This is a genomic window from Gordonia sp. PDNC005 (genome assembly GCF_016919385.1).
Lineage (GTDB): Bacteria > Actinomycetota > Actinomycetes > Mycobacteriales > Mycobacteriaceae > Gordonia.
In genome coordinates this window covers 3624658-3639307 of sequence record NZ_CP070351.1, presented here as the reverse complement: position 1 = coordinate 3639307, position 14650 = coordinate 3624658, and the positions used below count along the sequence as shown (strand labels likewise).

The 14650-nt window shown below is 68.7% G+C and carries 10 protein-coding genes; 6 read left to right on the top strand and 4 right to left on the bottom strand.

The features are described 5' to 3' along the window. Positions 1-105 precede the first annotated feature (105 nt). Both JVX90_RS17525 and JVX90_RS17520 read left to right on the top strand, forming a co-directional pair. Positions 106-1878 carry an HSP90 family protein gene (locus JVX90_RS17525; RefSeq protein ID WP_205329950.1) on the top strand — a complete coding sequence of 591 codons (1773 nt, stop codon included), beginning with the start codon at positions 106-108 and terminating at the stop codon, positions 1876-1878. After that, positions 1875-4709 (top strand): hypothetical protein, encoded by a 2835-nt coding sequence (locus tag JVX90_RS17520; RefSeq protein WP_205329949.1) that lies wholly within the window; start codon positions 1875-1877, stop codon positions 4707-4709. Before JVX90_RS17525 ends, JVX90_RS17520 begins: the two co-directional genes overlap by 4 nt. Here JVX90_RS17520 and JVX90_RS17515 read toward each other — a convergent pair whose 3' ends face one another. After that, entirely contained in the window at positions 4710-5348 is a 639-nt protein-coding gene (locus JVX90_RS17515) for a response regulator transcription factor (protein WP_205329948.1), read from the bottom strand. Continuing rightward, positions 5336-6595: a histidine kinase gene (locus JVX90_RS17510; protein ID WP_240193942.1), complete on the bottom strand. Its 1260-nt coding sequence runs from the start codon at positions 6593-6595 to the stop codon at positions 5336-5338. Before JVX90_RS17510 ends, JVX90_RS17515 begins: the two co-directional genes overlap by 13 nt. A gap of 104 nt (positions 6596-6699) precedes the next feature. Here JVX90_RS17510 and JVX90_RS17505 point away from each other — a divergent pair, with 104 nt between their 5' ends. Next, complete coding sequence (locus JVX90_RS17505; RefSeq protein ID WP_205329947.1) at positions 6700-7431, top strand: ABC transporter ATP-binding protein; 732 nt, start codon at positions 6700-6702, stop codon at positions 7429-7431. Next, entirely contained in the window at positions 7425-9905 is a 2481-nt protein-coding gene (locus tag JVX90_RS17500; protein WP_205329946.1) for an ABC transporter permease, read from the top strand. The genes JVX90_RS17505 and JVX90_RS17500 overlap by 7 nt, the downstream gene beginning before the upstream one ends. Positions 9906-9923: 18 nt before the next feature. Here the strand turns inward: JVX90_RS17500 and JVX90_RS17495 are convergent, their stop codons facing one another. Both JVX90_RS17495 and JVX90_RS17490 read right to left on the bottom strand, forming a co-directional pair. Continuing rightward, entirely contained in the window at positions 9924-10658 is a 735-nt protein-coding gene (locus JVX90_RS17495; protein ID WP_205329945.1) for a metallophosphoesterase, read from the bottom strand. 36 nt (positions 10659-10694) lie between these two features. Next, positions 10695-11912, bottom strand: coding sequence for a GAF domain-containing protein (locus JVX90_RS17490; protein WP_205329944.1), 1218 nt, complete (start codon positions 11910-11912; stop codon positions 10695-10697). A 176-nt stretch (positions 11913-12088) separates the two neighbouring features. On the opposite strand from JVX90_RS17490, the gene JVX90_RS17485 reads away from it, so the two are divergent. Further along, a complete protein-coding gene (locus JVX90_RS17485) occupies positions 12089-13927 on the top strand; it encodes an NAD(P)/FAD-dependent oxidoreductase (protein WP_205329943.1) in 1839 nt (612 codons plus the stop codon). A 95-nt stretch (positions 13928-14022) separates the two neighbouring features. Beyond that, positions 14023-14439, top strand: a complete 417-nt coding sequence (locus tag JVX90_RS17480) for a nitroreductase family deazaflavin-dependent oxidoreductase (protein WP_205329942.1) — start codon at positions 14023-14025, stop codon at positions 14437-14439. Positions 14440-14650: the final 211 nt, after the last annotated feature.

The window sequence follows — 14650 nt, the reverse complement described above, 5'->3', positions numbered from 1 at the left end:
GGTGTGTTTCGTACACCGCCCTTATGTGACTTTTGCGGCACCTTGTTCACGACGATGCGACTTCGGGCGGACGACGGCAGACGTGCGTGAACGTACGATCGACGCATGGATGACGCCAGTGTGTTCGACGTCGATCTGAGTGCGTTGATCGACGTGCTCGGGACCAATCTCTACACGGGGCCGGGCGTGTACGTCCGTGAGTTGCTCCAGAATGCGATCGACGCGCAGTCGGAGGCTGATCGGTCGGATGCGCCGATCGAGATCACGGCGGACGGATCAGTCTTCGAGATCGCCGACCAGGGGGTCGGCATGACTGGCGACACCATCGCGCGTCTGCTCGGGACCATCGGCGCCAGCTCCAAGCGCGACCCGTTCGGGTTCGGATCGACCTCTCAGATCGGCCAGTTCGGTGTTGGTCTCCTCAGCGGATTCCTCGTCGGCGACCGCATCGAAGTCACCTCCCGCGCGGACGACGCCGACGCCGTCGTCTGGACCGGTACATCAACGGGCGAGGTTGAACTCACACCCGGCGACCGCAAGGCCACCGGAACCACTGTCCGCATCACCGCCCGCCCGGACACTCGCTCATGGCTCGCGCCGGAGAAGGTCCGGGCCCTCGCCGCCGAGTACACCGCCATGCATCCGACCCCGGTACTGGTCAACGGCGAGCGCGTCAACGAAGGTCCCGGCCTGTTCGGGGGCCCGTCCGGCGGCCGAGACGCCGCGCGTGTCGCGTTCAGCCAGGACGAACTCGGCTTCACACCGTTGGAGATGTTCGACGTCGACGTCCCCGAAGCCGGTATGCGCGGCGTCGCGTTCGTGCGGCCGAGCGGTGGTGACCTCGTCGCCAGGGCCACTCATCGTGTGTACGTGAAGGGCCTCCTGGTCGGTGACGTCCCCGCCCTGGTCCCGGAATGGGCGTACTTCGTGCGGCTCGTCGTCGACTCGACCGGACTGAAGCCGACGGCGTCGCGGGAAGGACTGGTCCGTGACGACCTGTTCGAGGCCGTGTCGGTGTCGCTCGGTGAGCAGATCTCCGGGTGGCTGACGGGCCTCGGGTCGCGTCCGGTGGTGCGGGAACGGTTCCTCAACGTGCACGAGCAGGGAGTCAAAGCCCTCGCCGCTCACCGGCCGGAACTGCTGGGCTTCGTCGACAAGCACTGCGTCTTCGACACCAACGTCGGTCCGATGCCACTGGCCACGTTCCGCGCCCGCTTCGACACGATCCGGTATGCGGGCAGCGTCGACGACTACCGGGTGCTCGCCGACATCCTCGCCGGGCGGGGAATCGGCCTGGTCAACGCAGGGCACGCTTTCGAGACCGCCGTCATCCGAGCGTTGATCGCCGCAGACCCGCAGCTGCAGTGCGAACCCATCGGGCAACAGTTTCTGCTGTCCGCATTGTCGACGCCGAGCGCGGAACTGCGCGCGGAGTTCGACGCGGCCGTCCACCTCGCTCGACGTGCGGTCTCGCCTTTCGACTGCGAGGTGAGCCTGCGAGAGTTCGAGCCCGACGGAGTGTCCGCGCTGCTGCTGACCGACGACTCGGCGCGCATCGCACAAGATCGGACCGAGATGCTGTCGGAGGCCGCGGGTGAACCGGACGCGTGGCTGGCCGCGTTGGCAGCGCTCGACGACGGCGACGTCCCGCCGACGCGGCCGGTTCTGGTCCTCAACGCGACCAACGCCCTGGTGAAACGTCTCCCGACCCTGGGTGACGACGTTGTCGCCGGAGCTCTCATCCGAGTGATCTACAGCCAGGCGATGCTCCGCGCCCGTCGGTCGGTGCGGGTGGCTGCCGCGTCCGAACTCGACTCGGCGATCACCCTGCTCGCCGATCTCGCGACCCGGGACAGCATCGAGGGAGACGTGGAATGAGCGGCCCGCACATCAACCCGGCGATCGGTGAGATCCTCGACGACCTCTGGATGGCGCGGCACGGCGACCCGCGTTTCGGGCACGAGGACTTCGGTCCGTTCCCGTCGCTGATCGCGCGGGCCGACGAGACCGGCGACCTCGACCTGCGGGTGCTCACGCGACTCGAGGGCGCGTACTCCGCGCTCTGGGCGGGCCGGACCACCGATGTGCTCACACTCGTCGCCTGGTTGTACCGGACGCAGGACGCCCACGGCGCCGACTTCGAGTTGGACGACTGGCAGGTGGAGCAGTTCCAGACGACCGTCGTCGACCTCCTCGACTCGCTCACCGGAATCCCCGAGTTGTCCCTGGAGCAGATCCGCGGCATCACCGACGACTGGTCGAGGAGAGTCAAGGGGACGGTGTACTACGCGCCCGCCGTGGAAGCGGCCGTGCACGCGGACATCGCGGTCCATCAGGGCCGGTCGGACGACGCGATCCGGATTCTCGACGAATGTGTCGACTATCGTCCGCCCGCCGGGACCTGCGGGCCGGGAACGCGTGCGACCGTGGGTGCGGTCTACGTCGCGGCGGGTGCGTACGCGCAGGCCGAGGCGCTGTCGACTCCCGACCTCGACGGAGATCCGGCGGAACGGTGCGGCTTCTATCCGGCGGAGACGTACGGCGCGCTGATCGAGGCGTGGGGTCGCGCCGGACGTCGTGACGACGTGATCAGGGCGGCGCGGTCGCTGGAGGAGACGTACGGCCCGGTTCACCTGTACGGGCACATCGCTCACGCGATGGTCGCACTCCTGCGGGTCGACGCGCTCGCCGATGCGCTGCCGATGGCTCTCCGGCATGCGGACGTCGTCGACCAGTGCCCGAACCCCCTGTCGGCGGCACAACTCGCCGCGGCCCTGTCGGCGACCTTCGCTTCGGCCGCGGACAGCGACGCCGACACCGTCGTCGTTCGACGCGACGAGGACGGGGTGCCCGGGCCGGTCGCCGCGTCGCAGGTGGCCGCCGAACTCGCCGACTACGTCCGGGTGACGGCGGGTCGGTTCGACGTGCGCAACGCGTCGGACGCCGTGTCGTCGGCGCTCGAAGAGGTACTGGCAGTCCGTTCGACCACCGCCCTGCAGACCAAGGCCGACGCTCGGGTGAAGCCGATCGCGAACCGGACGGCGGCGGAGCTGGTGTCTGGCCTCTCGGCGTTCGCGTCCTCATCACCGCGCCGAGCAGAACAGTGTGCGGACGCGTTGCGGCCGCGGGTCGAGGAATTGTCCGGCCGGACTCGCATCCGAGCGCGGCACATGTTGGCCTGGGATCGCCGCCGTACCGATCCGCATGGGGCCGTTGAGGAACTCCGCGCCGCGGCAGACTCGAGCCGGTCGGGCTACCCGGCGTGGTCAGCGCAGTCGGACCTGCTCGCGGCACTGCTCGAGGTGCACAGCGGCGGAGCGTCGCCCGACCTGCTCGTCGGTTGGCGCGACGCGGATCCGGAATGGAGCGCGGGCGCACGTGCGAACTTCGCACGGCTCCTCGGCATGGCTCTCGCCCCGTTCGACCCGACCCGCGCGCTCGCGGCTGTCGACGAGGGCCTGGCAGTGCTCGACCGGGTGGACGCCGGGGAGATTCCCCTCCTGGACGATCCGGAGGCACTCGCGGCGACAGGTTCGGTGGACGCCGACGCGGCGGCCTCCCGATCCGCGCTGCACCGCCTGAGGGTGGACGTGCTCGGTGAACTCGCCCGCGGATCCGACGGTTTCGACCCGTCGCGCGAGGTGGATGCCGCGCTGGTGGCGGCTCGGCGCGCCGCGGACCTCGCGAGCGACGCCGACCAGGCTTTGCTGTATCGATCGGAACTCGTCGGGGCGCTCCAGCTTGCGGCCGGGGTGGCTGCGCGGACGGACGGCGCTGCCGCGCTCCTCCTGCTCGGTGAGGCGGAGACCGTTGCACGGTACTCGTTGTTGGCCGAGGTCCTGGCGTCACGATCGGCGCTGCGGCTCGACCTCGACGACGTCGACGTAGCACGGGACGACGCCGAGCGGGCTCTTGCGGTGTGGATGGTCGAAGGCGACGATGGGGCCGCCGACATCGCGCGTTTCGACCTCGGGCACATCATGCTGATGCGTGAGGAGGACCCGCTCGCTGTGATCGAACTCGTGGAGTCGGCGGTGGCGACGATGGAGACGCGCGGCGACATCGGCGCACAGATGCAGGGCATGCAGGTCTTGGCACGCGCGCAGTCGGCTGCGGGACGCTCCGGCGATTCGGTGGAGTCGTACACCCGGGTGATCGACGCGTACACCGACCATGTGCCACCGGTGGTTCAGGCGCAGCTCCACGCCGCGCGGGCCGTCGAGCACGCCGACCAGCAGCAGTTCCCCGAAGCTCTCGCCGACCTCGATGCCGCCGTCACCTGGTACTCGGAGTCAGGTGCGGGATTCGACGCGGCGGACTGCCTGCGCACGGCCGCACTGACGGCGTACTTCGCGGGTGACCACGACGGCGCGGATGCCTATCTCGCGCGTGCCGACCAGGCATACGAAGAGTTGGCGACGGGAGCACCCGTCGACTTCGAACGAGCCCGCCTCGACTTCGCGCGAGCCGACATCGTGCGGGTGTCCGACCCGGAGCGTTCCAGCGCGCTGCTCCTGGACGTGGCGGCACGCGCCCGGGCCGCAAACTGGATCGGCCTGTTGATCCCGGTTCTGCACCTCTCCGCGACCATAGCCGCCGAGGACGGCCTGACCGCAGACGCCCTCGCCCTCGTGCAGGAGGCGTTGCGTCATGCACCCGACCACCCGGCGCTGCTCGATCTGCTCAGCGAGTTGGAGTTTCCCGGCTGATCAGTCCTGCAGGTACGCGAGCACGGCCAACACTCGCCGGTGCCCTCCGTCGGACGGGGACAGACCGAGCTTGGCGAAGATGTTGCCGATGTGCTTGCTGACAGCCGTGTCGCTCACAACCAGACGCTCGGCGATCGTCTGGTTGTCGAGTCCTTCGGCCATGAGACCGAGGACTTCGCGTTCCCGCGGGGTCAGCGCTCGCACCGGATCGCCGGTCGCCCTCCTGCTCATCAGCTGAGACACCACTTCCGGGTCCATCACCGTGCCGCCCGCAGCCACTCGGCGGAGTGCGTCGACAAATGCGGCGACGTCGCCCACGCGTTCCTTCAGCAGGTATCCCAGGCCGTCGGCGCCCTCGGCGACGAGTTGTCCGGCGTACCTGTCCTCGACGTACGCCGACAGCACGAGCACGGGGAATCCTGGCCGGCGTCGCCGCGCCTCACGAGCTGCCTCGAGTCCTTCGACGGTGAACGTCGGAGGCATCCGTACGTCGAGAACAGCGGCGTCGGCGTCGTCGAGCATGCCGAGGAACGCCTCGCCGGTGTCGACGGCCGCGACGACGTCGAAACCCTCGCTCCGCAACAACAGCGCTAGCCCCTCCCTGAGCAGGGTGTCGTCCTCGGCGATCACGATCCGCATGGCATTTCCGTTCTCACAACGGTGGGGCCGCCCACCGGACTGGACAAGGTCATGGTCCCCTCGAACGCCTGGACCCGCCGAACGATCCCCTCGAGGCCACCGTCGGGCCGGATAGAGGCGCCTCCGACACCGTCGTCGACCACCTCGACGACAAGGCGATCGGTGGGCCGGTCGTGTGTCAGGCTGATCTGCGCGTGTGTGGCATTCGAGTACTTGGCGACGTTGTTCAGCGACTCCGCGACGACGAAGTACACCGCGGCCTCCACCGCGGCCGGCACTCGCGGAACATCGTCGGCCTGTAGATCGCACGGCACGGCGCTGCGTCCTGCCACCGCGGACAGTGCACCGGACAGACCTAGGTCGGCGAGCACCGGCGGATAGATGTCGTGGACCGTCGAGCGCAGTCCGGCCAGCGCGTCAGACGCGGCCTGTTGTGCCCGTTCGACGTAGTCGACGGCGGTGGGGTCGCCGGAATCGAGGGCCCGCCTAGCCAGGCCGAGCATCATGACGACGCCGACGAGCCTGTTCTGCGCTCCGTCGTGGAGGTCGCGCTCGATGCGTTGGAGCTCGGCGGTGTGAGCGTCGAGCGCCGCGGCCCTGCTGAGAGTCAGCGAGTCGACGCGGGCCGCCAGTTCGGTGCGGCGGGACGGCGTCAGTGCCGCGTCGGTGGTCCGCGCGAACAACGCTGCGATTGCGGGAACGAGCCACCATGCGAGGAGCCCGTAGCCGAGGGCCGCCACCGGCGCCCACGCCGCTTGCGCCCACGAGGTGACGGTGAATGGACCGATGAGGGGTTCACCCTCGGCGGCGTACTGCCAGCGGATCAGGACCGACAGCGACGACACCACTCCGAGGGGCACTGCGACCGTGATCAGGCCGATGATCAGGGCAGGGAGCCCGTGCAGGACCAGCCACCAGAGTTCCCGTCCGGTAGTTCGAGACAGTGCGGCCCTCAGCTGTTCGCGTCTCGTGACCGGTACGGCGCCAGATGTTCGATCGAGGGTCTGCGGCCGACCGAGAAATGTTCGTGACCGGGCCCGGGCACGTCCGGCCCACCGATGAAGAACCCCGGCGAGCGCCGGAACGATGATCCAACCGCCCGTGAACAGCATGAGCGGCGACACCAGCAGCAGCACCATCCCGATCGCGGTGGAGCCCACGGCGGCCGCAGTCTCGACGGCGACGAACCGCAGAGCGTTCCACCACGTCCGCATCGGACGGGGCTCACGCTGTCGATTCACAGACATGAGTCTGCCGTAGCCGTCGGACGATGACACTACAGCTGGCTATACCTCGAACTCGGCAGTCTGCTGTATCGGAAACGATCGGAATGGTTCATAGCGTTCTCCCCATGACATCGACAGCACTGACCGTGGAAGCGGTCGTCAAGAAGTACGGCAGAGGACGCAGTGGGGTCACCGCACTGCGCGGCGTCGACCTGCGGTTGCCGACCGGCTCGTTCACGGCGGTCATGGGCCCGTCCGGATCGGGCAAGAGCACCCTGCTGCACTGCGCAGCCGGCCTGGACACGCCGACGAGCGGAACGGTGCGGATGGGCGGGGACACAGTCTCGCAGCTCGGAGCGAACAAGCTGACCGCGTTCCGCAGGGACCACGTCGGGTTCGTCTTCCAGTCGTACAACCTGCTGCCCGCGCTCACCGTCGAAGACAACATCACCCTTCCGCTGCTGCTCGGCCGGCGCGCGGTGGATCGCGATTGGCTCGACTACCTGATCGGCGCCGTTGGACTCACCGAACGACGCAAGCACCGTCCGACGGAACTGTCCGGCGGGCAGCAGCAGCGCGTGGCGATCGCCCGAGCCCTCGTGACGCGGCCGCATGTCGTGTTCGGCGACGAACCGACGGGCGCCCTCGACTCGCGGACCGCCAAGCAGGTCCTCGACCTCCTGGCGTACACCGCGCGCACGCTTGACCAGACGATTCTCATGGTGACGCACGATCCGATCGCAGCGGCACACGCCGACCGCGTGGTATTCCTCGCCGACGGCGCGGTCGTCGGGTCGATGGCGGGCGGCGACGCGCAGGCGATCGCTTCCCGCATGAGTTCACTCGGGGCGTGGTGACCGTGCGTCGACTCGTCTTCGCCGATCTCCGGCACTCGCGTGCAAGCTTCATCGGTGTTTTTGTGGCGGTCCTCATCGCGACGGCGCTGATCACCGGACTGGGCGTGCTCTTCGAATCCGGGTTCCGCGGCGGTCTTGAACCTCAACGACTGGCGGGCGCACCGATCGTCGTCTCCGGCCCGCAGACTGTCGACGTGATCGAAGACGCCGATCTGCCACTGGCTGAACGCGCCCCGCTGCCGAAGGACGCGACGTCGCGGATCGCGGCGATGCCGGAGGTCGAGAAGGTGATCGGGGATCGATCGGTTCCGGTGCTGGTCGGCGGGCGACCGGTGATCGCACATGGATGGCAGTCCGTCCAGATCGCGGGCCTCGAGATCGTCGACGGTCGGGCGCCCGCAGCTCACGGTGAGGCGGTCGTCGCCGATGGCACCGGCCTGTCGGTCGGCGATCGCACCGTCGTCGACCGTGCCGGACGCCAGGTGGACGTCACGGTTGTCGGGACCGTCGACGACCTCGGTCGGTCAGACGACCGGCCGTCCGACGTCTACCTCGGTGACAAGATGCTGGCGACGATCGCGCCCGGCTCGGCCCGTGTGCTCGCCGTGATTCCGCGCGAGGGGGAGTCGCCGGAGTCGGTCGCCGATCGGATCCGGGGCGCGTTTCCCGGAATCGAAGCTCGCACCGGCAGCAGTCGCGGTGACACCGAGTTCCGCGATGCGGGTGCCGGTCGGGCCGCCCTGATCGGGATCAGCGCCGCCTTCGCCGGCACCTGCCTGCTCGTCGCGCTGTTCGTCGTGTCGGGCACGCTCTCGCTGTCGGTGCAGTCGAGGCACCGCGACTTCGCGCTGCTCCGCGCGGTGGGCGCGTCGGGCAGGCAGATCCGCGGCATCGTCACGCGCGAGGTGCTCCTGGTCGCCGTCCTCGGCGCCGCGACGGGCGTTGTCCCCGGCTACCTCCTCGCAGGCGTGCTCCAATGGGGCTTCGTCGAAGGCGGCGTGATCCCGTCCGACTTCGAACTCGCCACCGGGCCGCTCCCTGCTGTCGTGGGGTGTGGGTCCGTGCTCGTCGCCGCGGTCGTCGCGGGGCTGCTCGCCGCGCGACGACCGGCGAAACTCGATCCGGTCGACGCCCTGCGAGACGCCGCGGCGCCGACGGCGACGCCGCACAAGGCCCGGCTGGTGGCGGGCGTCCTCCTCGGAGTGGGTGGCCTGGGTGCGTCCGCCGGGCCGGTGATGGCCGAAGGAGAGGCCGCGCGGGCATCGTCCGCGGGTGCCGCGATGCTGCTGATCATCGCTGTCGCGCTGCTCGGTCCGTGGTTGATGTCGGCGCTGACGGCAGTCGTCGGCGCCGTGCTGCGCAGTACAGGAGCGCCTGCGCCCGTGCTGGCCGCCGAGTCCGCGCGGCACGACACCCGCAGGTTCGCGGCGGCGGTGACTCCGCTTGCACTCGGGATCGGGCTCGGACTCGTCCAGTTGGGCGCGCCGGCCATCACGGCGGAGGCGGCGTCGACGGAAGTCCGAGTGGGAGTGACCGCCGACCTCGCGGTCCGGCACCCCGGAGGGCTTGCGCCCGAGGTGATCGACGACCTCCGCGACATTCGGGGTGTGCTGGCGGTGAATCCGTTGACGGCGACACAGGCGGTCGCGCAGTACCGGATGGTCGACGACGACAGGGACACCCGGTCGACGATGTCGCTGACCGGCGTCGATCCCGAATCGCTGCCCGCCACCCTCGACGTCGACGTCCGTTCGGGCGACCTCGCTCGGCTCGCAGAGAAGAACACGGTGGCCGTCAGCACGGACTTCGCGTCCACGGCGAGGGTGGATGTAGGTGGTCGGCTGGTCGGCTTCTTCGGGGACGGCGCACCGCTCGACGCGACGGTGGTTGCCGTGTACACCCGCGGCCTCGGGTTCGGCGCCGCGCTGATGGCGGACGACACGGTCCGAGCGCACACCGAATCGGGAGTGAGCACGCAGGCTCTCCTGTCCACCGAACCGGGCGCCGACGTCGCGTCCAGGGTGTCGGACATGGGTCTGACCGCAGTGGCTCCGTCGGATGATCCCGCCGATCGCGCCGAAGCTGAGCAGCAGGGCTGGGTCAATACGATCGCGCTCGTGGTGATCCTCGGCTACATCGCGGTAGCTGTGGTGAACACCCTGGTCATGGCCACCACTCAGCGGCGTCGGGACTTCGCTCTACTTCGCCTGGTCGGCGCGAAGCGGCAGCAGATCCGGTCGATGATGCGGATCGAATCGCTCCTCGTCGCAGGCGCGGCGCTTGTCCTCGGTCTGCTGGTGGCGGCGCCGCCGCTGGTCGGTCTGAGCATCGGCATGGGCGGGTCCGCGGTGCCGACCCTGCCTCTTGTCGGCTCGGTCGTGGTCGTCGGTGCGATGTGCGGGATCGGATTGGCGGCACTCGCGGTCGGCACCCGGGTCGCGATGCGCGGCGCGGAGCCGGGAAGCGCCGTCTGACCGGAGTTCGGGCCCGCGCTAGTCGAGCCGAACGCTACGGAAATGGGTGGTCAGACGTCCGGTGTCGTCGATGAAGTGGAAGGCGATGCCGGGCGGCTGTGTGTCGTTGAGGACGTCATCGCCCTCGAACGGCAAGTTCAACGTCGACGCCACACCCGGCGCGGTGACCAGTGGCACTCCGGCGAACATCGTCGTCGACGGAGAGTGGATGTGCCCGCACACCAGGCCGACGATGTTCTCGTGACGGCGCACAAACGCCTCGAACGCCGACGGGTCGAGTTGGCGGATCGAGTCCATGAACGGCATGCCCACATCGATGGGCGGATGGTGGAATGCGACCAGGACCGGGGCGTCACCCGCGGCCTCGATCTGTTCGGACGCCCAGGCAAGCGTCGTCTCGGTGAGTTCACCGTCCTGGCGACCGGGTATCGACGAATCGAGGCCGAGGAGGAGCAGTCCGTCCACGAGCAGTGACGTGTTCACCGGCTGCAGGCCGCCGTGGAAGGCGGTGCGGTCGTCGTGGTTGCCGAGCAGTGTGAGCGTCGGGATCTCGGTGACGACGTGCGCGGCCGCTTCCGCGTACTGGCCGGGGAGTCCGTCGTCGGCGAGATCGCCGGTCACCAGGAGCGCGTCGATCGCCGACGGACCGCCGCAGCGCTCGTTCAGGTAGCGCATCACGGCGTCGATGCGCGCGAGTTGCTCCGGGTCGGAGTTGCGGAAGTGCAGGTCGCTGATCTGGGCGACGACGAACATGACCCCAGGCTATCGGAAGCGCCCGAAGGCGGCCGATCAGGCGACCGTGACGTCGACGTCTTTCGCGAATCGGTACGGCCCGGTGGCGAGGAGCGCGCCGAACGTCCTGCGGAGCCGTGACATCTCGGCGCGCACGGTGACGGTGCGCGTCGGGTCGCCGAAGATGGTGGACGCGAGTTCCGCGGCACTTCGGCCCTCGCGATGAACTGCCAACTGCGCCAACAGATCTCGGTGTCGAGGGGTGGCTCGGTGGGTCCATTCGCCGTCCGTCGTTCGGACGGTGACGGCGGCTCGGCCGTCGGGCTCGTCGGTGATCACGACGGTCGTCCCGGTTCGCGACTCGACGTCGGCGGGCCGCACGAGCCATCCGCCGGGAAGGGGTTCGAGGTCGCACAGGCCGAGGCCGGCGACGTGCATCCGGTCGGGCGCGACGTCGGAGGGCAGGACGATCCGTCGTCGCGGCGGAACGCGGTCTACTGCGGCGACCCAGCCGAACTCGTCGACGGCGAGAGCGGGCCGACCTGCCCTGGCGAGGATCGGGGCGGCGACGCTGCGCAGCATGTCGAGTTGGTCGTGATGCGCGATCTGCAGTCGGGCTTCGGCGAGTCGGGCCACCGAGTCGACCAGGGCGACCGTCGCCGGGTGGATCGACGACGCGGGGCCGCTCACGTCCACGGCGCCGAGCAGCCCACCGGTTCGCGGATCGTGGATCGGCGCTCCGGTGCAGGTCCACGCGTGATGTGTGCGGACGAAGTGCTCGGCGGAGAACACCTGCACGGCCCGGCCGGACGCGAGCGCGGTGCCGATGGCGTTGGTGCCGACGGCGCCTTCGGCCCACGACGCACCCTCGACGAAACCGAGGTGGTCGGCGCGGCGTCGCACCGCGGAGGTGCCGGCCCGCCACAGCACGTGCCCGTCGGCGTCGGCGACCACGAGGATGTTCGGGCTGTCGCGGACGACGGCGTCGAGGCCGTGAGTGAGGTCGTCCAGGAGATCGGCGAGGCCGGACGAGCGACGTCGCTCGGTGAGGTCGGCGGCGGCGATCGGGTCGGACGGTCCGCCTCGGTCGGGGTCGACGCCCGCGTGGGCGGCCCGCTCCCACGACTGCCCGATCACCGAGCGGGGACGTGCCGGTAGACGTTCGCCTGCCATCGCCGCGTCGTATACGGCGTGCAGGACCTGCGCGAACTCGCGCGGATCCTCACCGGTCGCGAGGGCCGGTTCGGGTGCGGGGTGGCCTGTTGTGATCGTCATCTGGACCTCGTCCCTCACGGTGTGGCGGCAGTCACATCTGCTCGTCGTCCAGGGTGCGCCGCTCGGTGACGTCGGCGCAACGACGTTGCAACGCTCTGCAACCCTTGTCGGCCCACCAGGCGGTGGAGTGTGCTGTCCATCACATCAAGTGCATGAGAAACGAGAGGGAAGTTCAGATGACGCAGACCGCCGACATCGTGATCGACACGGCAGCCGACTCGCCGGGAGCGCGAATGGACGCCTGGCTGGCCAAGTTCAACAACGCGCTCGCAGCGAACGACCCGCAGGCGGTGGCGTCCCTGTTCGTCGCCGACAGCTATTGGCGCGACCTGGTGGCGTTCACCTGGAATCTCAAGACCGTTGAGGGCCCGGATCGGATCGTCGAGATGCTCACCGAACGCCTCGCCGAGACGGCTCCGCGCGGATTTGCACCGAGCGAGGCCCCGTCGGAGTCGGACGGGGTTGTTGAGGCTTTCATCGAGTTCGAGACGGCCACCGGCCGCGGCGACGGTCATCTCCGCATCAAGGCCGACGACGACGGGGAGGATCGGGCGTGGACGCTGCTCACCACCCTCCAGGAACTCAAAGGTCACGAAGAGCGCAACGGCTTCTCGCGACCGATGGGCGCAGTCCACGGCAACGACCCGGACCGACGCTCGTGGGCGGAGAAGCGGGAAGACGAGGAGGCCGAACTCGGCACTGCCGTCCAGCCGTACGTGCTGGTCATCGGTGGCGGCCAGGGCGGCATCGCACTCGGCGCCCGGCTGCGGCAGCTCGGTGTTCCGTCGGTTGTGGTCGACAAGTACGACCGCCCGGGTGACCAGTGGCGCAGCCGTTACAAGACGCTCTGCCTGCACGACCCGGTCTGGTACGACCACCTCCCGTACCTGCCGTTCCCGGACAACTGGCCGGTGTTTGCGCCGAAGGACAAGATCGGCGACTGGCTGGAGTTCTACACCAAGGTCATGGAGGTCCCGTACTGGAGCAAAACTGAGTGCACGTCGGCGTCGTACGACGAAGAAGCGGGCCGATGGACCGTCGAGTTGGTTCGTGACGGCGAGAAGATGACGCTGCATCCGACTCAGCTCGTCTTGGCGACCGGCATGTCCGGAAAGGCCAACGTTCCGACGTTCCCAGGCGCGGAGATCTTCGCCGGCGACCAGCATCACTCCAGCCGGCACCCGGGGCCGGACGCGTACGCGGGCAAGAAGGTAGTCGTCATCGGCGCCAACAACTCGGCGCACGACATCTGCAAGGCGCTTGTCGAGAACGGCATCGACACCACGATGGTGCAGCGTTCGTCGACGCACATCGTGAAGTCCGATTCGCTGATGGAGATCGGACTCGGTGCGCTCTACAGCGAGCAGGCGGTCAAGGGCGGCATGACCACGAAGAAGGCTGACATGACCTTCGCTTCGTTGCCGTACAAGATCATGCATCAGTTCCAGATCCCGCTGTACGACCAGATCCGCGAACGGGACAAGGACTTCTACGCACGACTCGAGGCCGCCGGGTTCGACCTCGACTTCGGCGACGACGACTCCGGACTGTTCATGAAGTACCTGCGGCGCGGTTCGGGCTACTACATCGACGTCGGCGCGTGTGAGCGCGTCGCCGACGGCACCATCAAGCTGGCTCACGGCGGCGTCGATCATCTGACGGAGAACAGTGTGGTGCTCTCCGACGGCACCGAACTGCCCGCCGACGTCGTCGTCTACGCGACCGGGTACGGCTCGATGAACGGCTGGGCGGCCGACCTGATGGGACAGGAAGTCGCAGACCGAGTCGGCAAGGTGTGGGGCCTCGGCTCCGACACCACGAAGGACCCCGGGCCTTGGGAAGGAGAGCAGCGCAACATGTGGAAGCCGACGCAGCAGCCCGGCCTGTGGTTCCACGGCGGCAACCTGCACCAGTCGCGCCACTACTCCCTGTATCTCGCACTCCAGCTCAAGGCCCGTTTCGAAGGCCTCGACACCCCCGTCTACGGACTGCAGGAGGTGCATCATCTGAGCTGACATCAACGAGAGCACGGACCGCCCGGACATCCCCCGCCCGGGCGGTCCTCTCATGTCCGCGCCCGCCGGAGGCGAACCGCGCTACCGTCGAAGACATGACTCCTGAACTGAGCCCCACTGACTGGGTCCGCAACCAGACCGAGAAGATCCTCGCCGAAGGAACCACCGACGGTGTCGGCATCAACGGAATGAAGGTCGTGCTGTTCACCACGCTCGGCGCGAAGTCGGGCAAGGAGCGTTACGTGCCCCTGATGCGCGTGGAAGAAGACGGCAAGTATGCGATGGTCGCGTCCAAGGGCGGCGACCCGAAGCACCCGTCGTGGTACTTCAACGTGAAGGCCAACCCGCAGGTCACAGTGCAGGACGGCGACGTCGTCTCCGTGAAGACCGCCCGCGAAGTGTCCGGTGACGAGCGTGCCCACTGGTGGGAGCTCGCCGTCGCGGCGTTCCCGCCCTACGCGGAGTACCAGACCAAGACCGACCGCCTCATCCCCGTCTTCGTGCTGGAGTAGTGAACCGTTGGACGCCGTCGAGCGTCCTGACAGTTTCAGGGTCGATCCGCTGCTGGATCGGCCCTGAAACTATTTGTGCCGGAAGCGTTTCCCCGCTCCTTGAGCGCAACACGCGTCCTTTGCGTCGTGAGCGCAACGCGCGTCCCCTGCTCCTTGAGCGAGCGGAGCGAGTCGAAAGGCCGCCCAGGAGCAGCGCTCCTCACCAGTTTCG